This is a genomic window from Streptomyces sp. NPDC048389 (assembly GCF_040706335.1).
Taxonomy (GTDB): domain Bacteria; phylum Actinomycetota; class Actinomycetes; order Streptomycetales; family Streptomycetaceae; genus Streptomyces.
Genome location: NZ_JBEZKP010000078.1, coordinates 1 through 23,646 on the forward strand (window position 1 = coordinate 1; position 23,646 = coordinate 23,646).

The window sequence follows — 23,646 nt, forward strand, 5'->3', positions numbered from 1 at the left end:
GGGGGTAGGGGGGGGGGGCCGCGGTACCGCGGCAGCGGGCGGCGGGGTCCAGTACGAGGCGGACCGCCCGGAGCAGGTCCGGTGCCGTGTCGGGGGCCGCTGCGATCTCCTCGGGAAGGGTCGCCGGGGTGGGGACCAGCACGCCGCGCGCGCCCGCGGCCAGCGCGGCGGCCACGTCGGAGCCGATGTCGCCGATGACGGCGGTGCGCGCCGGGCACACGCCGAGCCCTTCGCAGGCGGCGAGCACCAGGCCGGGCGCGGGCTTGCGGCATCGGCAGCCGTCGTCCGGTCCGTGGGGGCACACCGCCCAGATGTCGATCGGTCCGAGGAACGCGTCGACGCGGCGCTGCACGGCCGCCACCTGACGGTACGTCAACATCCCGCGTGCGACGCCCGACTGGTTGCTGACGACACCCACCGGTATCCCGAGCGCCCGGACGGCGGCGAGCGCCTCCACGGCGGACGGCATCGGCACCACACGCGCCGGGTCGCCGTTGTAGGGGACGTCGACGACGAGGGTGCCGTCGCGGTCGAACAGGACCGCGTCGGGCAGGCCCGCGGCATCGGGCGGCAGCGTCCTGCCGCGCGAGGCGGGCGGGCTGTGGAACAGCCAGGGATCCCGGGCGGCCCCGGCCTCGAGAAGGCCGCTCATGGCAGCACCGCCTCTCCGGCGGGCCGGCCGGCGCAGTCGGCGGCAGCGGCCGTCAGCGGCGGCCGGAGGGGTGGTGCCGTGCGGTGCCGCAGCTGCGCCCCCAGCCAGTGCCAGGCCGCCACGGGCGGAATGGCCACGCTGGTCAGCGCCATCGAGACGATCTCGTCGCGGGTCCTCGGTCCGGGCGCGATCCGGGCCCAGGCGAACTCGGCGGTCCCGGCCAGCCACAGTGCGGCGCAGGCCGCCGCGGTGACCGGCCTGGCCGTCGCGGCGCAGGAGATCGCGGCCGCCCCGGCGGCGGTCACCGCGAGGTGGCGGGGCAGGCGCCCCCGTGGCGCGTCCGCGCGCCGCCACCAGTCACGGCCGTGCAGCCGGTTCATGAGGACGTCGTCGGCGTTGCCCGCCTGGACGCGTACGGAGACCCAGCGGTCCGCCGGGCGCACCGGGTGGGTGGTCGTACGGGTGCCCGCGGCCAACGACCAGCCGGCGGCCTGGACGCGCAGCGCGAGGTCGGCGTCCTCACGGAAGGCGCGGGGGAAACGCTCGTCGAAGCCGCCGACGGCGTCCAGCGCCTCCCGCCGGTAGGCCATGTCGGCCGTGATCCAGCGGGCGGTGGCCAGCCCCGCCGTGTTGCGCTCCCAGTCGGTGGGGGCGCGGTGGCCGGGCAGCGGCACCTCGATACGGGCGGTGACCCCGCCGGTGCGGGGCCCGGCGGCGGAGAGGTCGTGGGCCAGGTCGTCGCACCACGTGGGCCCGGGCACCACGTCGTCGTCGAGGAAGACGACCCAGGGCACGGGCCCGGCGACCCGCAGCCCGGTGTTACGGGCCGCGGCCGGCCCGCGGGCGCGGCCCGGGACGAGTGAGGTGACGGGTCGCAGGGTTGCCGGGATCTCGACCGGGAGCGGGGCGCGCGGGGCGCCGCGGCGGTCGTCGACGACGACCACCCGGACCGGTCCGGGGCCGCCGGCGGCGGCCAGCGCCCGCAGGCAGTCGGTCAGGCAGGGCCTGCCGACGGTCGGTATCACCACCGTGTAGCGCGGGGGCCGGTGTCCGCTTCCGTTCACCGCCCCGCTTCCCTTCACCGCGCCGCTCCCGTTCACCGCGCCGCCCCCGTCCCCGCGTCGTCCGCGTCGTCGCAGTGGCGGAAGAAGTCGCCGCGCCTGATGGCGTACGGGCCGATGGCCAGCAGGTCGACGGGCGAGGAGCCGAAGCATTCGAGGGCGTCGCGCGGATCGTCGACCATGGGCCTGCCCGCCGTGTCGAGGCTCGTGTTGACGACGACCGGCAGTCCGGTGCGCTGCTCGAACTCACGCAGCATGCGGGCCACCAGCGGCTCGCGGGCCGGGTCGACGGTCTGGATACGGGCGGTGCCGTCGACGTGTACGACCGCAGGGATCCGCTCCCGCCAGGCGGGGGCCACGTCGTGGACGAAGAGCATGTACGGGCTGGGCATGGGGCCGTCGAAGATCTCGGGTGCCCGTTCGGCGAGCACCATCGGCGCGACCGGCCGGAACTGCTCGCGGCCCTTGACGTCGTTGAGGCGCTCGAGGTTGCCGGCGTGGCCGGGGTGGGCCAGCAGCGACCGGTGGCCGAGCGCCCGCGGCCCGTACTCCGAACGCCCCTGGAACCAGGCGACGATCGCGTTGTCGGCGAGCGCCTCGGCCACCGTCGCGGCGATGTCGGCCGGCCGGTCGAACGGGACGGCGGCGGTCTTCAGCCAGGCGCCGAGCTCCGCGTCGGACCAGTCGCGGCCGAGGTCGGCACCGTTCATGGGTTCCGGGTCGTCGCCCTCGTCGGCCGCCAGCAGCAGGGCGCCGCCCAGGGCGGTGCCGGCGTCACCGGCGGCGGGCTGCACCCAGACCCGGGAGAACGGGCCTTCGCGGGCGATCCGGGAGTTGGCGACGCAGTTGAGGGCGACGCCGCCGGCCAGGGTCAGCAGAGTGTCGTGGGTCTGTCCGTGCAGCTGGCGGACCAGGTCGAGCATGGTCTCCTCGAGCACGGCCTGTGCGCTCGCGGCAACATCGGCGTGGTCCTGGGTCCACGCCTCGTCGGGGCGGCGGGGAGTGCAGAACTGGTGCCAGGGCACACCGGTGGCCCGGAAGCCGCCGTCGCCGGTGGGGTGGACGTACCTGCGCAGTTCGGCCAGCATCCGCGGCCGGCCGTGGGAGGCGAGGGCCATCACCTTGAACTCGTCACAGGAGCGCAGGAATCCGAGGTGCTCGGTCAGCTCCTCGTAGACGAGTCCGAGCGAATGCGGCAGATCCTGCGCGTGCAGGGCCTCCAGCCGCCCGTGGACCCGGCGGGCGGCCAGGTGCGAGGCGCGCTCGCCGCGGCCGTCGAGGACCAGGACGGACGAGGTGCCGGCGTCGGTCGCGGCGAACGCGGCGGACGCGGCGTGCGCCATGTGGTGCGGCACGAAGCGCACGATGTCGGCGTCCAGCCCCACGAGCGCGGTCTGCAGAAAGCCGGGCGCCTCCCGGGCGTACGCGAGCCGCAGATGGTCCCAGGGGTCGTCGAGCCCCATGGCGTCGGTCGGCCTGGCGAGCGACGGGTCGAAGGAGTACGCCACGGCGTCGAGGTCCTGGGGCCGCAGCCCTGCCCGCTTCAGGCACCAGGCGGCGGCCTGCTCCGGCAGTTCCCAGGCGGCGAAGGGCACCGGCCGCTTGCCGTGCTTGCGCCGGGAGAAGCGTTCCTCCTCAGCGGCGGCGACGGTCGTGCCGTCGATGACGAGGGCGGCGGCGGGGTCATGGAAGAGAGCGTTGATTCCGAGGATGCGCATGTCGGTCACAGACCTTTCGACGGGATGCGTCAGGGCCGGCGGCACAGGGAGTGGGGATCCGGTGTTCGCTGTCCGGGCGCTCGCTGCGGATCGTCAGTCCGTGTGGGCGCGGAACCAGTCGATGGTGCGCAGCAGGCCCTCCTCTGCGCTGACGCGCGGCTCCCACTCGAGCTTGTCGCGAGCGAGCGTGATGTCCGGGCAGCGCACGGCCGGGTCGTCCGTCGGCCGCTCGATGAAGCGGACCTCGGAGGTGGAGCCGGTGAGCTCGACGACGAGCCGGGCGAGGTCGAGCATGGTGATCTCGGTCGGGTTGCCGATGTTGACCGGGCCGCGCAGGCCATGGGCGGCAGCGGCCAGAATGCCGCGCACGGTGTCGTCGACGTAGCACAGCGACCGGGTCTGGTGGCCGTCGCCGGTGACGGTCAGCGGCTCACCGGCCAGCGCCTGGCTGATGAACGTGGGCACCGCGCGGCCGTCGTGGCCGCGCATCCGGGGGCCGTACGTGTTGAACAGGCGCACGATGCCGGTGTCGGTGCCGTGGGCGTCGGCCTGCGCGGTGGTCAGCGCCTCACCGAAGCGCTTGGCCTCGTCGTACACGCTGCGAGGCCCGACGGGATTGACGTTGCCCCGGTACCGCTCGTTCTGCGGATGCTGCTGCGGGTCCCCGTAGACCTCCGAGGTGGAGGCGAGCAGGAAGCGGGCACCGGACTCGTGAGCGAGCGCCAGGGCGTTGCGGGTGCCGAGGCTGCCGGTCTCCATCGTGTGCAGCGGCAGCCGCAGATAGTCGGCGGGCGACGCGGGGGACGCGAAGTGCAGCACCAGGTCGGGAGGCCGGTCGACGGTGAACGGTTCGCAGACGCTGGCCCGCACCAGTTCGAAGCCGGGGCGGTCGCGCAGCCCGGATATGTTCTCCGGCCGGCCCGTGGTGAAGTCGTCCACACAGGTGACCGCGGCTCCGGAGTCCAGCAGCGCCGTGCACAGGTGCGAGCCGACGAAACCGGCGCCGCCGGTGACGACGGCGTGCTTCCAACTGCGTGAGAAGGCGGCGTTCATTCGGTCTCCTACGGTCGGTGCCGGGCGGTCGGGCGTTCGCTCCCCCGGCGCCGATGCGGCGTGGTCCCGGACCCGGCGGCCGGGGACCTTCAGCCTTCGACAAGCGTCAACGGCTCCCGGTCGGTGCACCTCGTTCACGTACTGCGTTCGAGTGACTCACTGAGCGTGAAAGCGACTCCGGCGCGTGCGGGGCCCGGTGAAAGGGCCGGGCGTGGGTACCCGCGGTGGCACGACCGGCGCCAGACCTCTGGCCGTCGTCACCGGGGCGTCCAGCGGCATCGGCCTCGAACCGGCGAAACAGCTCTCCGAGCGCGACCGCCGCGCACCGCGGTATGGCCGAACCCGGCTCCCGCGACCGGCAGCGGGACGAGGACGAGGACGAGGAGGCATGATGAAAGCACTGACCTGGCACGGAAAGCGCGATGTGCGCGTGGACTCCGTCCCCGATCCCGAGATCCGTGATTCCACGGACGTGATCGTCAAGGTGACGACCAGCGGACTCTGCGGTTCCGACCTGCATCTGTACGAACTCTTCGGGCCGTTCCTCGATCAGGGCGACATCCTCGGGCACGAACCGATGGGTGTCGTCGAGGAGGTCGGCTCCGAGGTCACCCGCGTGAGCGTGGGAGACCGGGTCGTCGTCCCCTTCAACGTCTCGTGCGGCACCTGTTCCATGTGCGGGCAGGGCCTGCACTCGCAGTGCGAGACCACACAGGTGCGCGACCACGGCAAGGGCGCGTCGCTGTTCGGCTACACCAGGCTGTACGGGCAGGTGCCCGGCGGCCAGGCCGAGTACCTCCGCGTCCCGTTCGGCAACACGCTGCCCATCAGCGTCCCCCACGGCCCGCCGGACGACAGGTTCGTCTACCTGTCCGACGTGCTGCCCACCGCCTGGCAGGCGGTCGAGTACGCCGCCGCGCCGTCCGGGGGCTCCGTGGCGGTGCTGGGCCTCGGCCCGATCGGCGACATGTGCACCCGGGTCGCCGCGCACCGCGGCGCGGGCCTGGTCATCGGCATCGACCTGGTGCCCGAACGCCTCGCGCGGGCCGGGGAGCACGGTGTGCACACCCTGGACATGGAGGAGTACGGCGACAAGATCGTGGACGCGGTCCGCGACCTGACCGACGGCCGCGGTCCCGACGCCGTCATCGACGCCGTCGGGATGGAGGCCCACGGCGCCCCCGTCGCCAAGGGCGCGCAGCAGATGACGACCCTGCTGCCCGACACGCTCGCCGCCCGGATGATGGAGCGCGTGGGCATCGACTGCCTGTCCGCGCTCCATCTGGCGATCGAGCTCGTACGCCGCGGGGGCACGATCTCGCTCTCCGGCGTCTACGGCGGGATGGCCGACCCCATGCCGCTGCTGACCATGTTCGACAAGCAGGTGCAGTTGCGGATGGGGCAGGCCAACGTGTGGCGGTGGGTGGACGACCTGCTGCCGCTCGTCGCGGACGGCGATCCGCTGGGCGTCGAGCGGTTCGCCACCCACCGCATGCCGCTCGCCGAGGCGCCGCAGGCGTACGAGATGTTCCAGAAGAAGCGCGACGGGGCGGTCAAGGTGCTCTTCACACCCTGACCCCTGGAGCTCTCCGTGCCCCGAAGCCCGGAGTGCTCTGTGCCCGGAGTCCTCCATGCCCGGAAACCCGGTGCTCTCCGTGCCCGAAATCCCCGGAACACCCCGCCGGGCGGCAGGTCGTCAGACGAGCCCCTGGGCGAGCATCGCGTCGGCGACCCGCTCGAACCCCGCGATGTTGGCGCCCGTCACCAGGTCGCCGGGGGCACTGTAGCGGTCGGCGGTCTCGTGGCAGACCTGGTGGATGTCCCGCATGATCGTGGCGAGTTCGGCCTCGACGCGGCCCGCCGGCCAGCTGTCGCGGGCCGCGTTCTGGCGCATCTCCAGGGCGCTGACGGCCACGCCGCCCGCGTTGGCCGCCTTGCCGGGTCCGAAGGCGGCACCCGCCTCCTGCAGCACGCGGACCGCCTCGGGGGTGGTGGGCATGTTCGCGCCCTCGGCGACGGCCTTGACGCCGTTGCGCACGAGGGTGATCGCGTCCTGCTCGTCCAGCTCGTTCTGCGTGGCGGACGGGAACGCCAGGTCGGCCGGCACGTCCCAGACCCGGCCGCCGGGGACGTAGCGCGCGGAGCCGCCGCGGCGCGCCGCGTACTCGCTGACGCGGGCCCGCTCGACCTCCTTGACCTGCTTGAGCAGTTCGAGGTCGATGCCCTTCTCGTCGACGACGTATCCGGCGGAGTCGGAGCAGGTGACGGGGTGGGCGCCGCTGCGCAGAAGCTTCTCCACGGTGTAGAGGGCGACGTTGCCGGAGCCGGAGACGACGGCGGTCTGGCCTTCGAGGTCCTCGCCACGCGTCTTCAGCATCTCGGCCGCGAACAGCACGCTGCCGTAGCCGGTGGCCTGTGTGCGGATCGCGGACCCGCCCCAGTTCTGTCCCTTGCCGGTGAGGACCCCGGCCTCCCAGCGGTTGGTGATGCGGCGGTACTGGCCGAACAGGTAGCCGATCTCGCGCGCGCCGACGCCGATGTCACCGGCCGGTACGTCGGTGTGCTCCCCGATGTGCCGGTGCAGTTCCGTCATGAACGACTGGCAGAACCGCATGACCTCGTCGTCGGACCTGCCGCGCGGGTCGAAGTCGCTGCCGCCCTTGCCGCCGCCGATACCGAGGCCCGTCAGGGCGTTCTTGAAGACCTGCTCGAATCCGAGGAACTTCACGACGCCGAGATTCACCGAGGGATGGAAGCGCAGCCCGCCCTTGTAGGGGCCGAGCGCGCTGTTGAACTCGACGCGGAAGCCGCGGTTGACGTGGACGGCGCCGCGGTCGTCCTGCCAGGGCACCCGGAAGATGACCTGCCGCTCCGGCTCGCAGAGCCGCTCGACGATTCCCGCCTGCGCGTACTCGGGGCGCGCGGCGAACACGGGCGCGAGGGTGTCGAGCACCTCCCGTGCCGCCTGGTGGAATTCGGGCTGCGCCGGATTGCGCCGCTCGAGCTCGGCGCGGAGCGAAGCAAGCCGGTCCTTCGGGGATGACGGTGTCACAAGCATGTCCCTTCCTGCCCTGACGCGGGATGACGGCCGGTGCGCGGCGACGGCCTTCCGGATGTCGCTGCTGCGACGAGTACGGCCGGGCACCCGTCCGCCGTTCACTTCGGTCGGGTCGTGGCGGCACTGCCGAACTCGTCGGCCCTCAGTGTGTCGTACACCGGCCGCCCGGCGCCGACCGGCCCGTAGGCGTGCCGGAAGCCACGTCGGCGGTGCCGGCACCACCCCTGGCGCACCCGCGGTGGCGGGCCGGACGGCGCGGGTCAGGGTGCGGCATGCTCGTCGCCGCTCCCGACCTCGCCGGCCTGTCCCGACTGCCCCTGCTGTCCCGTCAGGAGGACGGCGGCAGGTGGCCGATGCTGCTGTGGGTCCCGGGCGAGGAGCGGCGCATGGTCTCCAGCGCCCTGCTCGGCGGCGGCATCGGCGAACGCGCGTGGGTCCTCAACGCGCAGGTCCCGCCCGGCTACCGCCGCCTGGACCCGGCCGCCCGTCTCGCCCGGCTCGCGGCGTCCGCCGGGGTGTCGGGGCCCGGCGTCGGTCTGATGACCGCCGCGCCGGTGGGCGATCCGTGCCACGCTTCCGACGGCGGCGTGGAAGCCCTGGTGACGGCGGGCGTCGGCGTCCGCGGCCGGGCGGCCGTGCCCGCCCCCGGGCAAGCGGGGCCGCCCGTGGCCGGAACCATCAGCATCGTGGTCTCCGTCCCCGTCGCGCTGTCCGACGCCGCCCTGGTCAACGCGGTCGCCACTGCGACGGAGGCCAAGGTCCAGGCGCTGCGCGACCTCGGCCTCGACGCGTCCGGGACCCCCACGGACGCGGTGTGCGTCGCGGCGCTGCGGCCCGGGGGGTCCGGTGACGCGGAACCCTTCGCGGGGCCGCGGTCGGTGTGGGGTGCGCGGCTGGCACGGGCGGTGCACCGGGCGGCGTACGCGGCGTGCCGACGGTCCGGGTGCGACTGACGCGCGCCGGGCGCAGCGCCGAGTGGCGGCCCCCGGTCACCCCCTCCGCAGCAGCGACGTCAGCGCCGTGAACAGCGCCGCCTCCCGGTCCGCGTCCGGGTCCAGGTCCAGGTCCGCGTCCCGGTCCGGGGCCGCCGCCCGCCAGGCGACGAAGCCGTCGGGGCGGACGAGCACCGCGCCGTCGAGGCTCGTGCCGTGGACACGGGCCCAGTCCCCGCCCGCCTCGGGGGTCAGGTCGGCCTCGGGGCCCTCCCCGATCCGGTAGGTGTCGATGACCACGGCCAGCCGCCCGGCGACGAGTTCCGCCGCCGCGTACCAGTCCTTGCCGCCGGCACCGGCGCCGGTCAGCAGGACGAAGGACCGCTCGTAGAGGTCCAGCGTGGACAGCCGGCCTCCACCGCCCGGCCGGCGCAGCCACATGTGCGGGGCCCGGGTGCCGGGTGCGCCCGAGAGGTCCATCTTCTCGGGCACGACGGGCAGTTCGGGATCCGTGCCGAGGACCGCGCCCCGCGGGTAGCGGTAGCCCAGCACGACGGGCAGCAGCCCGCCCCTCGGCCCCCCGAGCCCGGCCGCCGCACCGGGCGCCGGCTCGTAGCCGGGATGGCTGTGCTCCAGCGACCGGGCGGAGGCTCGGGCGCTGGTGGCGCGCGCGACCGGCAGACGCTCGGCCTCGTACGTGTCGAGCAGAGCCGGCCCGGCAGTGCCGTCGAGGACGGCGGCGAGCTTCCACGCGAGGTTGTGTGCGTCCTGGATTCCGGTGTTGGAGCCGAAGGCCCCGGTCGGCGACATCTCGTGCGCGGAGTCGCCCGCCAGGAAGACCCTGCCCTGCCCGTAGCGCTCGGCCACGCGTTCGGCGGCGTGCCACGGCGCCTTGCCGGTGATCGTGACGTCCAGGCCGGGGGCACGGACCGCCGCGCGAATGGTGTCGGCGCAGCGCTCGTCGGTGAAGTCCTCGAGCGTCTCACCGCTGTCGTACTTCCAGGGCGCGTGGAAGACCCAGACCTCCGCGTTGTCGACCGGGAGCAGCGCGCCTTCCGCGTCGGGGCCGGTCAGGTAGCAGACGACGAAGCGGCGGTCGCCGACGATCTCGGCGAGCCCGCGGGATCGGAAGGTGATGCTCACGTTGTGGAACAGGTCGCCGGGACCGGTCTGCCCGATGCCGAGCCGCGCACGCACGGGGCTGCGGGGCCCGTCCGCGGCGATCAGGTAGTCGGCGCGGACCGTGCCGTCCCGGCCGGTCGCGCGGTCGCGAACGACGGCGGTGACGCCGTCGGCGTCCTGCTCGAAGGAGAGCAGTTCGGTGCCGAAGCGCAGATCGCCACCCTGTTCGACGGCGGCTTGGAGGAGCACGGGCTCGAGGTCGTTCTGGCTGCACACGCACCATGCGGAGGGGCTGAGACGGTGGGTCGGCGGGCCTTTCTCGTCGATCTGCCTGACCAGCCACTCACCGGCGTCCGGCGCGGCGAGTTCGGGCGTCTGCAGGATGCCGTGGTTGCCGGCCAGTACGGTCGCCGCCGCGCGGATGCGTTCCTCCACCCCCGCCGAGCGGAACACCTCCATCGTCCGCAGGTTGTTGCCCCGGCCGCGCGGGTGGACCGAGGTGCCCGCGTGCTTCTCGACCAGCATGTGCCGGACGCCGAGGCGGCCCAGAAACAGGGATGCGGACAGCCCCACCAGGGAGCCGCCCACGATGAGGACCGGTACGCGATGTTGTTCGGCGTTGTCTTCCATGAGTGCTCCAGCTCCAACCGCCGGTGGGAATGTGGCCTTGTCCATGCCCGCGTTTCCTGCCCGCGCGCGAGGGTTTCGCCCCGCCCCTTCACTCGCGTGGTGCACAGATCTCGCGCCACCCGTGTTACCGACACAGGATCGGAGCCGGACCACCACATCGCGTCAAAGGTGGATTGCCGTCCGCATACGCCGGATCTTCACGCTCGGATCCCCCGAGGGCCGGCGCTCGTGCCGCAGGCGGCCTCACTGACAAGGAGATGCGTGGAACATGACAATGCTGTCCGAACGTGTGTCTCAGTCTGCATTCGACGGCTCCCGGCTCCGGGTCGTACTGCTGCTTGATCTCCAGGACGGCGCCCAACAGCGCTTCCTCACGGCGTACGAGCACATGCGCAACCAGGTGGCCGCCGTTCCGGGACACCTCAGCGACCAGCTGTGCCAGTCGATCGAGAACCCGTCACAGTGGCTCATCACCAGTGAATGGGAGAGCGCACCGCCCTTCCTGGCCTGGGTGAACAGCGAGGAGCACGTCGAGACCGTGCGGCCGCTGCACGACTGCGTGCGCGACACACGCTCGCTGCGCTTCAGCGTCCTGCGCGAGACCTCGGGTGCGCACGCGCCGCAGTCCCCCGCGCACAAGCCCGGGGGCCTGCAGCCCTCGCCCCGGGTGGGTGACGGTGTGGTCCGCCACGCCCTCACCTTCACCGTCAAGCCCGGCAGCGAGGAGACCGTTGCCGAGATCCTCTCCGGCTACACCTCGCCGCAGGCGCAGGTCGACGACACCACCCGGCTGCGCCGTACCACGCTGTTCATGCACGGCAACCGCGTCGTGCGGACCGTGGAGGTGGAGGGCGACCTGCTGGCGGCGCTGCGGCACGTGGCCCGGCAGCCCGAGGTCAGGGCGGTCGAGGAGGCCATCAACCCGTATCTGGAGCAGGACCGGAACCTGGACGACCCGCAGTCGGCACGGCTGTTCTTCACCCGCGCCGCCCTGCCCGCGGTGCACCACCTGGCTCCGCCGGGACAGGAGCAGGGGCGGCGGGAACGGCACGCGCTCCTCTACCCCGCCAAGTCTGGGTGCGGCATGGCGCTCGCCAAGCTGCTGGCCGGCCAGGACGAGGCGGCCGCGGAGAGCGCGGGGTGCCACGTCGAGAGCAGCACCGTCTTCCAGCGCGACGACATCGTGGTACGGCTCGTCGACGTACGAGGGCCCCTCGACTCCGACCCGGCGGCCGCCATGGGCACGCACGGCCTGCGCAAGGCCGGCGTACTGGAGCGGCTGCTGGACACCGAAGCGCTCGGCATCGACGACTCGCTCTCGGACGAGAAGGCGGTCATCCGACTGCTCGAAAGCGCCCAGATGCGCCTGATCACCGACCGTCGTGCCCGCTGAACGGCGCAGCCGGCCATCGGCCGCCGGCAGCCGTGCGACACCCCGAAGCCCGGCGGCCGTGCGGGACCCCGGAGCCCGCGCGCCGGAAAGAGAGGGCCCAGGCCCTGTGGAGGAACCAGTCATGACCACGACCCATCGCATCGTCGACCTGAGCGAGACCCAGCCCAACCGCAGGCGCGGGGGTGATCTGCGCGCCATGCTCACCCCCACCGCGGTGGGCGCCACGAGCGGCTTCATGGGGCTGGCGCTCGTCGAGCCAGGCGACCGTATCGGCGAGCACTACCACCCGTACTCGGAGGAGTTCGTGTACGTCGTCGCCGGTGAACTCGAAGTGGACCTGGACGGCGAGCCGTTCGCCATCCGTCCCGACCAGGGCCTGCTCATCCCCCCTTACGTGCGGCACCGGTTCCGCAACGTGGGCAGCACCCAGGCCCGCATGGTCTTCCACCTGGGCCCGCTGGCACCCCGGCCGGAGCTCGGCCACGTCGACACGGAGGAGACCCCCGCGGCGGAGGACGCCGGTGCGCAGCGGCCGCCGGAGCGAACGGGGTCGGTGTCGTGACCCGGCGTGTGGCGGTGACCGGCGTCGGCATCGTCGCACCCGGAGGTGTGGGCGCCCCGGCGTTCTGGGACCTGCTGTCGAGCGGGCGGACGGCGACCCGAGGGATCACGCTGTTCGATCCGACCGGATTCCGCTCACGTATAGCCGCCGAGGTCGACTTCGATCCGCAGGCGCATGGACTCGGTGCCGCGGACGCCCGACGCGCCGACCGTTACGTGCAGTTCGCCCTGGTCGCCGCCCGGGAGGCCATGGCCGACGCCGGTCTCGACGGGGCGACACCGGATCCGTGGCGGACCGCCGTGTCGATGGGGACCGCCGTGGGCGGCACCACCCGGCTGGAGCAGGACTACGTGCGGGTCAGCAGCAAGGGCCGGCGCTGGGACGTGGACCACAGCGAGGCGGCGCCCCATCTCCACCGCGCCTTCTCCCCCAGCGCACTCGCCTCCGAGGTGGCCGAACAGATCGGCGCGCGGGGGCCCGTGCAGACGGTCTCCACGGGGTGCACCTCCGGTCTCGACGCCATCGGCTACGCCTTCCACAGCATCGAGGAGGGCCGGGCCGACGTCTGCATAGCCGGCGCGTCCGACTCACCGATCTCCCCGATCACCGTGGCCTGCTTCGACGCCATCAAGGCGACCTCTCCCAACAACGACGACCCGGCACACGCCTCCCGCCCCTTCGACGCGCACCGCGACGGGTTCGTGATGGGCGAGGGCGGCGCCGTGCTGGTCCTCGAGGAGCTGGAGCACGCCCGGGCCCGCGGTGCGCGCGTGTACTGCGAGGTGGGCGGCTACGCCACCTACGGCAACGCGCACCACATGACCGGTCTCACCCGTGAAGGACTGGAGATGGCCCGGGCGATCGACGACGCGATGGACCACGCCCGGCTCGACCGGACGGACATCGACTACGTCAACGCCCACGGCTCCGGCACCCAGCAGAACGACCGGCACGAGACGGCCGCGGTCAAGCGGTCCCTCAAGGAGCACGCGTACAAGGTGCCGATGAGCTCGATCAAGTCGATGGTCGGCCATTCGCTGGGAGCCATCGGCGCGATCGAACTCGTCGCCTGCGTGCTGGCATTGGACAAGCAGGTGGTGCCGCCCACGGCCAACTACGAGACCCCCGACCCCGAGTGCGATCTGGACTACGTGCCGCGCACCGCCCGCTCTCTGAAGCTGCGCAGCGTGCTGTCGGTGGGAAGCGGCTTCGGCGGCTTCCAGTCCGCGGTCGTCCTCACCCGACCAGGCGGGAGTGCATGATGAGCCACGGCAACCGCCGCGGACGGCCCCCTGTCGTCACCGGCATCGGCGTCGTCGCCCCCAACGGAGTGGGCGCGGAGACGTTCTGGAAATCGACCGTCGAAGGCATCAGCGTCCTCGACCACGTCACCCGCGAGGGCTGCGGACATCTGCCGCTGCGGATCGCCGGCGAGGTCCGCGGCTTCGACCCCGAGTCGATGGTCGAGCAGCGCTTCCTCGTCCAGACCGACCGGTTCTCCCACTTCGCGATGGCCGCGGCCGACCTGGCGCTGACCGACGCGGGCATCACCGGCGGCGCTTACGACGAGAAGCCGTTCGCCGTCGGTGTGGTCACGGCCGCCGGGTCCGGCGGCGGCGAGTTCGGCCAGCGCGAGCTGCAGCGCCTGTGGGGGCAGGGGTCGACCTATGTCGGCCCGTACCAGTCCATCGCCTGGTTCTACGCGGCGAGCACGGGGCAGATCTCCATCCGCGGCGGCTTCAAGGGCCCCTGCGGTGTGGTCGCCAGCGACGAGGCCGGCGGTCTCGACGCCCTCGCGCACGCCGCGGGCGCCGTACGGCGGGGCACGGAGACCGTCGTCGTCGGCGCGGCGGAGGCACCGCTGGCCCCGTACTCGATCGTCTGCCAGCTCGGCTACCGGGAGCTCAGCACCTGCGAGGACCCGGACCGCGCCTACCGGCCCTTCACACCGCAGGCGTGCGGCTTCGTACCCGGCGAGGGCGGCGCCATGCTCGTCGTCGAGGACGAGGAGACCGCCCGCGGGCGGGGCGCCAGGGTCCGCGCGACCGTGGCGGGGCACGCCGCCACCTTCACCGGGGCCTCCCGCTGGGAGGAGTCGCGCGAAGGACTGGCGCGCGCGATCGGCGGAGCACTGGACGCCGCGGGCTGTGCGCCCGAGGAGGTCGACGTGGTCTTCGCGGACGCGCTGGGTCTGCCGGAGGCCGACCGCGCCGAGGCGCTGGCGATCGCCGACGCGCTCGGCGCGCACGGCTCGCGGGTGCCGGTGACGGCCCCCAAGACCGGAACCGGCCGGGCGTACTGCGGGGCTCCGGTCCTCGACTCGGCCGCCGCGGTGCTGGCCCTGGAGCACGGCCTGGTGCCGCCCACCCCCCATGTCCACGACGTGTGCCACGACCTGGCCCTGGTGACCGGGACCGCCCGGCCCGCCGAGTTGCGCACGGCCCTGGTACTGAGCCGGGGACTGATGGGTTCGAACTCGGCGCTCGTGCTGAGGCGCGGCGCCGACACCCCCTCGTAGGTAAGGAGAACGTCGCCATGACCGATCGGCTGAACATCACCGAGCTGGCCGCCCTGATGAAGAAGGGCGCCGGCATCACCGTCGACCCCGACGAGATGGAGCAGCGGCCCGACACACCCTTCGAGGTCTACGGCCTCGACTCGCTCGGCCTGCTCGGCATCGTCGGCGAGCTGGAGAACCGGTACGCCCGGCCCCTGCCGCCCGACGCGGACCGCTGCAAGACCCCGCGCGAGTTCCTCGACCTCGTCAACAACTCACTGATGGCTGGAGCCTGACATGCCCGGACACACCGAGAACGAAGTGACCATCGACGCCCCGCTCGACCTGGTGTGGGACGTGACCAACGACCTCGACCACTGGCCGCAGCTGTTCAGCGAGTACGCCTCCGTCGAGGTGCTGGAGCGCGAAGGCAACCGGACCAAGTTCCGGCTGACCATGTACCCGGACGAGAACGGCCGGGTCTGGAGCTGGGTGTCCGAGCGCGTCGCCGACCGCGAGGCCCTCACGGTCACCGCCCGCCGCGTCGAGACCGGCCCCTTCCAGTACATGAACATCCGCTGGGAGTACGAGCAGACCCCGCGCGGTGTCCGGATGCGCTGGACGCAGGACTTCGCCATGAAGCCCGACGCGCCGGTCGACGACGAGTGGATGACGGCCAACATCGACCGCAACTCCCCCATCCAGATGGACCTCATCCGCAACAAGATCGAACAGCGCGCCCGGCACGGCCGGGAGACGAAGGACACCGCGTCCGTCGACGCGCTCTGAACGCCCGGTCCTGTGACGGCATCCGAAGGGACGCCCCGATGCACCACGCCCTGATCGTCGCCCGGATGGCCCCGGGTTCCGCCCCCGACATCGCCGACGTGTTCGCGGCCTCCGACAGCGGTGAACTGCCGCATCTCGTCGGGGTGAAGCGGCGCAGCCTCTTCCAGTTCGGCGACGTCTATCTGCACCTGATCGAGTCGGACCGCCCGCCGGGCCCGGCGATCGCGAAGCTGACGGAGCACCCGGAGTTCCGGGGCATCAGCGAGCGGCTCTCCGCCTTCGTCAGTCCGTACGACCCCCAGACCTGGCGGAGCCCGAAGGACGCGATGGCCCAGCAGTTCTACTCGTGGCAGAGCGACTGACCGGTTCCGGTCGGCCGACAGCCGTCGGCCCCGCGGGTTGCCCGCGGGGCCGACGGCTTGCCCGTGGCGCGGCCTCAGCCGGGGACCACGCTCTCGAAGAGATGCAGATAGGCGTTGACGGGGCGGACGTCGCCGACGACCAGACCGGCGTCCGTCATCCTGCTGATCATGCTCTCCTCGGTGTGCTTGGCACCTCCCACGTTGAGGAGCAGGAGCAGGTCCATCGCGGTGGTGAACTTCCATGACGGGGTGTCGTCGACGATGTTCTCGATGACCGCCACCCGGGCGCCCGGAGGAGCCGCGGCGATGATGTTGGCCAGCGTCCTGCGCGTGCTCTCGTCGTCCCACTCCAGGATGTTCTTGATGACGTACAGGTCGGCGGAGACCGGCATGGCCTGCCGGCAGTCGCCGGCGACGATCTCGGCCCGGTCGGCGAGCGAGCCGCCTTCGCGCAGCCGCGGATCGGCGGCCGCGACGACACGGGGCAGATCCAGCAGCGTGCCCCGGACATGCGGGTGCTTCTCGAGCAGTCCGGCCAGGACATGGCCCTGGCCGCCACCGATGTCGGCGACCGTTTTCACGCCGTCGAGGTCGAGGACCTCGGCGACGTCCCGCGCCGACTGGGTGCTGGAGGTGGTCATCGCCCGGTTGAACACCTGCGCCGACTCCGGCGCGTCGGCATGGAGGTAGTCGAAGAACTCCTTGCCGTACAGGTCGGCGAAGACGCTGCCGCCGGACCTGACCGCCCGGTCGAGGAGCGGCCAGGCGTCCCACGTCCACGGCTCCGTGCACCACAGGGCGATGTCCCGCAGGCTGTGCGGGTCGTCCTCGCGCAGCAGCCGGGACATCTCCGTGTGGACGAACCTGCCGTCCTCGTCCTCCTCGAAGATCCCGTAGCAGGTCAGGGCGCGCAGCAGCCGCTTCAGGGCCCTGGGCTGTGCCTTCACCTCCGCCGCGAGTTCAGCCGCGGTCGCCGGTGCTTCGCCGAGCGCGTCCGCGACGCCCAGGCGGGCCGCCGCGCGCAGGGCGGCGGCACAGGCGGCGCCGAAGACGAGCTCCCGCATCCGCATCGCAGGCGGGGTGGTTGCGCTTGCAGTGGTCATGCGGCATCGGTCTTTCGTGAGGGGCCGGGGCCGGTCGGCTCCGTCCGGGCGGTCAGCACAGGCCCGCGGGCTCGGAGGACTGGCACATGTTTCCGGCGAAGAGGTTGCCGGTGCCGTTGGTGTCGCGGTTGGCCAGATCGGCGGCCCCGTTGCCGAGGACCACGTTGTTCCTGATGACGTTGTCGGTGCCGGCGGCGCCCACGATGGACTTGAAGAGCACGATCCCGCCGGACATCGGGGCGGCGCCCACGTTCCCGCGGATCACGTTCCGCTCCACCAGGGTTTCCTCGGTGCCGGTGAGGACGAGGCCGGTGCCCTGGATCTCGGGCAGCCGCGCGGTCTTGTCGCAGTGCTTGTTGTTCTCGTGCACGCGGTTGTAACGAACCGTCAGCTTGCCGGCGCGCGGGGTGGTCTCGTCACCGACGAGGAACGCGCCCGCGCAGTTGCCGGTGATCTCGTTGGCCTGGACCGTCAGGTTCCGCACCCGGCGGATCGTGGTGCCGATGCGGTTGTCGACCATGAGGTTGCCGGAGACGACCGTGCCCATGGTGTCGGTGGCCCCGGCCTCCTCGCTGACGGTGTTCGCCACGAAGATGCCCGCGTCGCCGTTGCCCCGTACGAGGTTGCTGCGCAGGGCCGACCGGGTGGACCGCTCCTGGGCGATGCCCCAGGTGCCGTTGTTCTCGGCTGTCACCTGCCGGACCGTCAGCCGGTCGGTCCAGGCGGCCCAGACGCCGTTCTTCGCGAAACCACTGAGTGTCAGGGACTCGATCCCGACGCCCTCGACGGGCTGCTTCTCGGTGCCGAGCACGCAGATGCCGTTGCCGGCGGCCGCGCAGGAGCCGGCCTTCGCGGCGGTCGGGGACGGCTTCAGCACCGTCCGGCTGCCCGCGCCGCGCAGGGTCAGGTCCGAGGTGGTGATCCGGACGCTTTCGGTGAAGGTACCGGCGGCGATGTCGACCGTGTCGCCGGGCTGCGCGGCGTCCACGGCGGCCTGGATGGACTCGCCCGGCAGTACCTGGTGGGTGACGGCGGCGCGGGCGGGGGCCGCCGCGCCGAGGCCGGACACGGCGAGCAGAGCCGCGCATCCGAGCAGGGTCATTTGTCGCTTTGTCATAAACCGAAGCTATGCACATTCGCGGCCGAATCGGCACAAACCACGCCTGGGAGGGTGTGTGTCGCGCCCACCCAGACGTGGCCCTGCAGCCCTCAGTGCGGCATTCAGGCGTCTTCGAAGTAGACGTCGAGAACCGCGTCCAGCTCCTCGGTCCACTCCTTGAGGCGCCCCCTGGCCGGCGCCTCGACGTCCGCGTTGAACCAGCGGTTGGCCGCCACATGGACGGTGACGGCGAACCGGCGCCCGAAGCGGGCCGGCTTCACCTCGACCGCCCCGATCTCGTCCCACGCGAATTCCGCCTCCTGGTCGTCCAGGGTGAAGCGGATACCGGACCGGTCGGCGGCGATCGACCCACGGCGGTCACTGACCTCGAAGGCGGGGCCGTCCGCCGCCTCCCTCGACGCTGCCTCCTTCGACGCCGCTTCCTTCGACGCTTCTTCCTGCGCGTCCGAATCGCTGCGGGTGTCGGCGTCGGCGCCCGTGGTGGTGTCCGACTCGGCGGCGCCGGCTGCCGCCGGCTCCGGCTTCTTGCCCTCCGGCTCGGCGGCGGACCTCTTGCCGGCCTCCTCGTTCCCCTCCTTCACTGCAGGCGGGGGCCCGGTCAGGCCCGGCACGAACGCCGGGTCCGTCCCCACGGCGATGTCGATCTTCGGCTTCGGATCTATCTGCTGCTCCACGGCGGGCAGTATGGACGACGAAGCCGTACGAGACCAATGCGTCCGCCGGACCCCGCGCCGGAACTCGTGGTCGGGCGCCCGATCCCCGCCGTCCGGCCGGGTGATCGTCGCAGCCTCCGGCCATGACTGCGGACACCGGGTGTCCGACGCCCACACGGAAATCCACGCCGCCGCGGGGCGACCTTCTCGCGGGCTTCGCCCGGGTGTGAGCGTTCATCGGCCGGTCCCGGTACGGCCTGGCACCGGTCGGCGTCGGCGCGGTCGGTGCCGTACCGGCCGGCGGGGCCGTGGCCGTGGCGCTCCGCGGGGCGACGGGGCCGGACGGCGCGCGGTGCGGCCGCCGAAGCGGTGCAACCGGCTGGTGGCGCCGGCCGACGCGCTCAGGACCGTCGCGCCGCCGGCAGTGCGGTCGCCGTGGCCGGACGGCCGACGAGACCGTGCATGCGATGGTGCGGTGTGGGGGCCGCCGTCGCGCCGCGGCTCTCCTCGTTCCATGTGTTCGAACGGCCGGACACGGCAAAGCCGGTGCCCGGGGCGCGTGGGGCGCGCCCCGGGCACCGGCCCGGTGAACCGAGGGCGACGGATCAGCCGTCGCGCAGGTTCTGTCTAGTAAGGGCCGTTCACGTTGTCGATCGAGCCGTACCGGTCGGCGGCGTAGTTGCACGCGGCGGTGATGTTGGCGACCGGGTCGTACAGGTCGTAGGACGTGCCGGGGACGTGGTAAGCGTCGAAGGTCGGCTGGATGACCTGCAGCAGGCCCTTCGAAGGCGTGCCGTTGATGGCGTTGATGTCCCAGTTGTTGATCGCCATCGGGTTGCCGGAGGACTCCCGCATGATGTTGCGGTGAATTCCCTCGTAGCTTCCGGGAATTCCGTGCTGGGCCATGATGTCCAGCGATTCCTTGATCCAGCCGTCGAGGTTGTCGGCGTAGGCCGGCTTCGCGGCGACCTTCTCCGTCTTCACCGCAGTGGCCTTGGCCACCGGCGCGCTCTTCCGCTCCGAGCGGTCCGCACGGTCGGTCTCGGCGGCACGGTCGGCCTTCTTGGGCGCGGCCTTCGCCTCTGCCTCGGAGGCGGCGCCGATCGTCAGCTCGAGGCCCGGGTGAATCAGCGACGGGTTGTCGCCGACAGCCTTCCGGTTGTCCTTGTAGAGCTGCTTCCAGCCGCCGTCGAGGGAATGCGCGGCGGCGATCTTGGAAAGGGAGTCGCCGGCGACCACGGAATAGACGACGGGGTCGGACTTCTCGGCGGCGGCCGGAGCGGTCACGGCGGCCGGCTGTGCCGCGGGAGCGGCCTGAGCAGCGGTGGCGCCGATGAGCGGCAGGGCCAGGGCCGCGCCGCCCGTGCTCACGGCGATGATTCCGCGGGTCAGCGAACGGGCCCTGGTACGACGGTGCTTACCCTCTGTGGGCATGGTGAATTCCTCTCCGTCGCCTGCGAGGTGAGCTGTCGGGTTCGGGCTGGAGATGCCCGGCCGCACGGGAATGCGACTTCACCCCGAGCCGTTCCGTATTCCGGATCGGCGGCTTACCTGGTTCCCCCGCTCCTGCCGTACGTGAGTCGTTGCGGTCTGGTTTCCGGACGGCGGCAGGATTCGGCGGTCCACCCGGATTGACGGTGACCGTAAGCGAGAGCGTCCCGGCGAAACAAGTGCCGAATTGTGGATCACAATCCGAAAGGCGGTTCCGCAGGGGTGATTTCCTATTGTCATTACCGCGTCAAGAAACTCAAACCCCCTTTCGCCCAAGGGGAGTGGGGGGTCGAGTGACATTGCCGTTGCTCAGCGCCAGGTGACTGACATCACGGGCCGGTCGCGCAACCGCGGGCCCCGCCCGACCGTCTCCCCTGCGCCAACTCGCAACAATCGCCCGGAATTCACCTTCAGTACAGTTCGGCCAAATTATTCATAACGGACATTTACACCAAAGCACCGCGAGGCTCCCGGCGCAGGCCGGGGAACCCCGCGGTGCCGGCCGCGGTCCGTCTCAGCCGACGGTGCAGCCCTCGCCCCCCAAGGTGAAGGCGTCGGGGCTGTCGTTCTCACCCGACCAGTCCCCCGTGAAGCCGAAGCCCACGGAAGCACCGGCGGCCACCGTGCCGTTCCAGGAGACGTTGCCGACCGTCACCTCGGCCCCGGTCTGCCGGTGGGTGGCGTTCCACATCCGTCCGGCCTTCTGCCCGTCGGGGAAGGTCCAGCGCAGCTCCCAGCCGTCCAGAGCCGCGTCACCCGTGTTGGTGAGCGTCACATCGGCCTGGAAGCCGCCCGACCACTCGTTCGTGATGGTGTACGTCACCCTGCAGCCGGTGCCCGCGGGCGGCTCCTCCGGGCCGGGGCCCGGACCCGGGCCCGGGTTGCCGCCACCGTCCCCGTCCGACGACTCGCCGTAGATGATGCCGCGCCCGTTGGTGGCCACGTACACCCGGCCGAAGACCCGTGGGTCGCCCGTGATCGCCGCCCCGGTCCAGCCCCACTGGTGTGCGTCGTCATTGATCCGCGTCCAGCTCGCCCCCGCGTCCGTGGAGCGGAAGATGCCGCGGACACCGCCGATCTTCGCACTGGCGAAGAGCGTCTGGTACGAGGCGCCGGCCGCCGCCCTGCCGAAGCCGACGGCATCCGCCTCGTCCACGCCGGAGACCTTCACGAAGGTCGCTCCGGAGTCCGTGGAGTGCCACATCCCGTACGTCCCGTCCGCCGTGCCGCCCGCGAGCCAGACGTCTCCCTCCACACCGGGAACCGCCTTGAAGCGGACATTTCCCTCTTCCGGGAGTCCGGACGCCCCGGCGGTGAAGGTGGCGCCGCCGTCGGCCGACACATAGAACGTGCCGGCCTTGAAGCCGTAGAACTTCTTCGGGTTCTCGCGGTCGGACTCGACGATCGCCCCTGCCGGGATGCCGCTGGATGCCGTCCACGAGCTGCCGAAGCCGGTGGTGCGGTGCACACCGGCGCCGTCCGGGCTCCAGACGAAGCCGCTGCCGTCCGACGCGGCGGCAACCGTGCCGCCGCCCCTCACCCCCGCGGGCTGCGACCCCTGGAACCAGTTGGCGCCGTTGTCCGTGGAGAAGGCGATGTGCGGGGCGGCGTCGGCGTTGCCGACCCGTACGACGGTGTCGGGAGCGGCCTCCGCGAAGTCCAGACCGGTGGTCGCCGACATGGTCGGCCGGGTGAACATCCTCTCGGGCACGGCGTCGAGGTCGGTATGGCGGAAGCCGCCGATGTCGAGAAGCCCGCTGAGCAGGGGCGCCCCCGACGGCGGGCTGACGAGGTCGGCGAGGCCGGCGGCGCGCAGGTGGGCCAGGATGTCAGCGGCAGACGGCACTGGTAGACAAGCGGACAGGTGTCCTCGGCGCGTTCTCTGATTTTCGTCACACATTTCCAACGGCCGCCGGGGGCACCCCGGTTACGCTCGCGTCGCACAGTTCCGGGCGGCAGTGTCCCCGGTCATAGGCGGGTGGTGAGCCAGCCGTCGGGCAGTTTCCGCAGCCAGCCGCGATCGGCGAGTCTGACCAGCCTCCCGCGCAGTGGCTCCAGCTTGGCCCGCACGCTGACGTCCACCCCGAGCGCGTCGCCGACCTGCCGGGTCATGACCGGTCCGGCGACCTGCCGCACGATGGCGAGGATGCGCTGGTAGTCCGGCGGGAGTGTGGTCTCCTCCACCTCTGACGTGCGGTGCGGGATCAGCGTCACCGCCCGTCCGCCCACGTGCCCGGGCGTCGGTGCGGCCGAGGCACGTTCGCCGGCGATCTGTTCGCTCACCCGTTCAAGGACCCGTTCGGCGACGGCGATTTCGTCGCGCTCGGCCCGCACCCGCGTTAACTGCTTGGCCAGATGTTCTTCGAGTTCGTCCAGTTCCGCGCGCCGCGCGGTGATGCGTTCCAGCACCTCGGGACCCATGCATCGGATCGTAGAAGGCCGCCCGGCCCCGGTGAGCGGGAACCAGGGAACCGATCGGCTCCGTCAGACGATCTGCTCCCGCAGGCTGCTGCCCACGACCAGCCCGAGCACCCCGACGGGCCGGCTGGGCAGCGCCGTCCCCGTCGAGGCGGACTCGGATCAGAAGCTGGCCACAGCCTCCTGCTCACTGTCGAAGACCTCAAAGACCGAGATCAGCTGGGTAGCCTGCAGGGTGTCATTGACCGTCGGGGGCAGGTTGACCAGCTTGAGCCTCCCGCCGCGGTTGGTGATGGTCGTGTAGCCCGAGACAAGCTCGCCGATCCCGGAGCTGTCGACCATGCTGACACCCTCCAGGTTGAGCAGGATGTTCGTCGCGCCGCCCTCCAGGGCCTCAGCGATGGCCTCACGGAGCCTGATATCCCCGACACCGATGGTGATCTTGCCCTTCATGTCGAGTACGGTCACATCGCCGATCTGGCGGGAGGTGATCTCCATGTATCTGCGTCCTTACGTGGTCGTATCGAACACCAGGACCACATCGGTCCCCGGCGGGTCGTCTCGGCACACGATGTCGTAGTGGTCGGTGACATGGTCGATCAGGACAAGCCCCCGGCCAGAAGACGTCAGGTTGACGTCGCCGGTCGCCTCGGGCCGGTCGAAGCCGTCCCCTTCGTCGCCGACGGTTACCCGCAACCGCCCTCCACGCAGCTCCGAGCTGAGCCGGACATGTCTGGCCGGGTCACGGCGGTTGCCATGGAGCACCGCGTTGGCGACGGCTTCCCTGACCGTGAGTCCAAGGCGGTACTGCTCATCTTCACTCAGCCCATAGGCCATGCAGACCTTCTCAGCCCACGCCGCAGCAGCCTCGACACTCGCTATGTCGGAGGGCAACTCCAAGGAACCTGGCTCCATGTCACCTCGACCTCGTGCACCATTACTGACTTCGGCTCGTTAGGGTGACGCTGGATCGTCGAGGGCCAGGCCGGTTCCGGCTATGAAGCCGTCGAGGGTGTCCGGCCGGTACTGAAG

Annotated in this window: 22 protein-coding genes, 1 pseudogene and 1 riboswitch; of the genes and pseudogenes, 9 read left to right on the plus strand and 14 right to left on the minus strand. The window is 71.9% G+C overall.

What is annotated here, in order from left to right:
• The 4 genes from AB0903_RS32055 to AB0903_RS32070 all read right to left on the minus strand — a co-directional run.
• Positions 1-652, minus strand: a 652-nt coding sequence (locus AB0903_RS32055; RefSeq protein ID WP_366708259.1) for an HAD-IIIA family hydrolase, incomplete at its 3' end; no start/stop codon positions are given.
• Positions 649-1,716, minus strand: coding sequence for a glycosyltransferase (locus AB0903_RS32060; protein ID WP_366708260.1), 1,068 nt, complete (start codon positions 1,714-1,716; stop codon positions 649-651). The genes AB0903_RS32055 and AB0903_RS32060, both read right to left, overlap by 4 nt.
• A 32-nt stretch (positions 1,717-1,748) precedes the next feature.
• Positions 1,749-3,431 carry a carbamoyltransferase C-terminal domain-containing protein gene (locus tag AB0903_RS32065; RefSeq protein ID WP_366708261.1) on the minus strand — a complete coding sequence of 561 codons (1,683 nt, stop codon included), beginning with the start codon at positions 3,429-3,431 and terminating at the stop codon, positions 1,749-1,751.
• Positions 3,432-3,524: 93 nt separating this feature from the next.
• On the minus strand, positions 3,525-4,484 hold the full coding sequence (locus AB0903_RS32070; RefSeq protein WP_366708262.1) for an NAD-dependent epimerase/dehydratase family protein: 960 nt from the start codon (positions 4,482-4,484) through the stop codon (positions 3,525-3,527).
• A gap of 391 nt (positions 4,485-4,875) precedes the next feature.
• On the opposite strand from AB0903_RS32070, the gene AB0903_RS32075 reads away from it, so the two are divergent.
• Positions 4,876-6,060, plus strand: a complete 1,185-nt coding sequence (locus AB0903_RS32075) for a zinc-dependent alcohol dehydrogenase (RefSeq protein WP_366708279.1) — start codon at positions 4,876-4,878, stop codon at positions 6,058-6,060.
• 120 nt (positions 6,061-6,180) lie between these two features.
• Here the strand turns inward: AB0903_RS32075 and gdhA are convergent, their stop codons facing one another.
• A complete protein-coding gene (gdhA, locus tag AB0903_RS32080; RefSeq protein WP_366708263.1) occupies positions 6,181-7,542 on the minus strand; it encodes an NADP-specific glutamate dehydrogenase in 1,362 nt (453 codons plus the stop codon).
• 272 nt (positions 7,543-7,814) lie between these two features.
• On the opposite strand from gdhA, the gene AB0903_RS32085 reads away from it, so the two are divergent.
• Positions 7,815-8,495: an adenosylcobinamide amidohydrolase gene (locus AB0903_RS32085; protein WP_366708264.1), complete on the plus strand. Its 681-nt coding sequence runs from the start codon at positions 7,815-7,817 to the stop codon at positions 8,493-8,495.
• 36 nt (positions 8,496-8,531) lie between these two features.
• On the opposite strand, the gene AB0903_RS32090 is transcribed toward AB0903_RS32085, so the two are convergent.
• Positions 8,532-10,226 (minus strand): FAD-dependent monooxygenase, encoded by a 1,695-nt coding sequence (locus AB0903_RS32090; RefSeq protein WP_366708265.1) that lies wholly within the window; start codon positions 10,224-10,226, stop codon positions 8,532-8,534.
• Positions 10,227-10,494: 268 nt separating this feature from the next.
• On the opposite strand from AB0903_RS32090, the gene AB0903_RS32095 reads away from it, so the two are divergent.
• The 7 genes from AB0903_RS32095 to AB0903_RS32125 all read left to right on the plus strand — a co-directional run bounded on the left by AB0903_RS32095 (position 10,495) and on the right by AB0903_RS32125 (position 15,829).
• Entirely contained in the window at positions 10,495-11,619 is a 1,125-nt protein-coding gene (locus AB0903_RS32095; protein ID WP_366708266.1) for a SchA/CurD-like domain-containing protein, read from the plus strand.
• Between the two features lie 121 nt (positions 11,620-11,740).
• On the plus strand, positions 11,741-12,181 hold the full coding sequence (locus AB0903_RS32100; protein WP_366708267.1) for a cupin domain-containing protein: 441 nt from the start codon (positions 11,741-11,743) through the stop codon (positions 12,179-12,181).
• A complete protein-coding gene (locus AB0903_RS32105) occupies positions 12,178-13,443 on the plus strand; it encodes a beta-ketoacyl-[acyl-carrier-protein] synthase family protein (protein WP_366708268.1) in 1,266 nt (421 codons plus the stop codon). Before AB0903_RS32100 ends, AB0903_RS32105 begins: the two co-directional genes overlap by 4 nt.
• Positions 13,440-14,699 carry a ketosynthase chain-length factor gene (locus tag AB0903_RS32110; protein WP_366708269.1) on the plus strand — a complete coding sequence of 420 codons (1,260 nt, stop codon included), beginning with the start codon at positions 13,440-13,442 and terminating at the stop codon, positions 14,697-14,699. The genes AB0903_RS32105 and AB0903_RS32110 overlap by 4 nt, the downstream gene beginning before the upstream one ends.
• 17 nt (positions 14,700-14,716) lie before the next feature.
• Positions 14,717-14,974 carry an acyl carrier protein gene (locus AB0903_RS32115; RefSeq protein ID WP_366708270.1) on the plus strand — a complete coding sequence of 86 codons (258 nt, stop codon included), beginning with the start codon at positions 14,717-14,719 and terminating at the stop codon, positions 14,972-14,974.
• Between the two features lies 1 nt (position 14,975).
• A complete protein-coding gene (locus tag AB0903_RS32120; RefSeq protein WP_366708271.1) occupies positions 14,976-15,467 on the plus strand; it encodes an SRPBCC family protein in 492 nt (163 codons plus the stop codon).
• Between the two features lie 38 nt (positions 15,468-15,505).
• A complete protein-coding gene (locus AB0903_RS32125) occupies positions 15,506-15,829 on the plus strand; it encodes a TcmI family type II polyketide cyclase (RefSeq protein WP_356899018.1) in 324 nt (107 codons plus the stop codon).
• A gap of 74 nt (positions 15,830-15,903) precedes the next feature.
• On the opposite strand, the gene AB0903_RS32130 is transcribed toward AB0903_RS32125, so the two are convergent.
• From AB0903_RS32130 to AB0903_RS32165, 8 genes and pseudogenes are all read right to left on the minus strand, one after another.
• On the minus strand, positions 15,904-16,932 hold the full coding sequence (locus AB0903_RS32130; RefSeq protein WP_366708272.1) for a methyltransferase: 1,029 nt from the start codon (positions 16,930-16,932) through the stop codon (positions 15,904-15,906).
• A gap of 52 nt (positions 16,933-16,984) precedes the next feature.
• Positions 16,985-18,049: a right-handed parallel beta-helix repeat-containing protein gene (locus AB0903_RS32135; RefSeq protein ID WP_366708273.1), complete on the minus strand. Its 1,065-nt coding sequence runs from the start codon at positions 18,047-18,049 to the stop codon at positions 16,985-16,987.
• A 104-nt stretch (positions 18,050-18,153) separates the two neighbouring features.
• Positions 18,154-18,726 (minus strand): hypothetical protein, encoded by a 573-nt coding sequence (locus tag AB0903_RS32140; protein WP_366708274.1) that lies wholly within the window; start codon positions 18,724-18,726, stop codon positions 18,154-18,156.
• Positions 18,727-19,332: 606 nt separating this feature from the next.
• A complete protein-coding gene (locus AB0903_RS32145) occupies positions 19,333-20,139 on the minus strand; it encodes a LysM peptidoglycan-binding domain-containing protein (RefSeq protein WP_366708275.1) in 807 nt (268 codons plus the stop codon).
• Between the two features lie 4 nt (positions 20,140-20,143).
• Positions 20,144-20,301: riboswitch (cyclic di-AMP (ydaO/yuaA leader) on the minus strand.
• Positions 20,302-20,710: 409 nt separating this feature from the next.
• Positions 20,711-21,997: pseudogene (locus tag AB0903_RS32150) on the minus strand (cellulose-binding domain-containing protein); the annotation flags it as partial.
• 167 nt (positions 21,998-22,164) lie between these two features.
• Positions 22,165-22,617 (minus strand): hypothetical protein, encoded by a 453-nt coding sequence (locus AB0903_RS32155; protein WP_366708276.1) that lies wholly within the window; start codon positions 22,615-22,617, stop codon positions 22,165-22,167.
• A gap of 159 nt (positions 22,618-22,776) precedes the next feature.
• A complete protein-coding gene (locus AB0903_RS32160; RefSeq protein WP_366708277.1) occupies positions 22,777-23,112 on the minus strand; it encodes an STAS domain-containing protein in 336 nt (111 codons plus the stop codon).
• A gap of 12 nt (positions 23,113-23,124) precedes the next feature.
• Positions 23,125-23,529, minus strand: coding sequence for an ATP-binding protein (locus tag AB0903_RS32165; RefSeq protein WP_366708278.1), 405 nt, complete (start codon positions 23,527-23,529; stop codon positions 23,125-23,127).
• Positions 23,530-23,646: the final 117 nt, after the last annotated feature.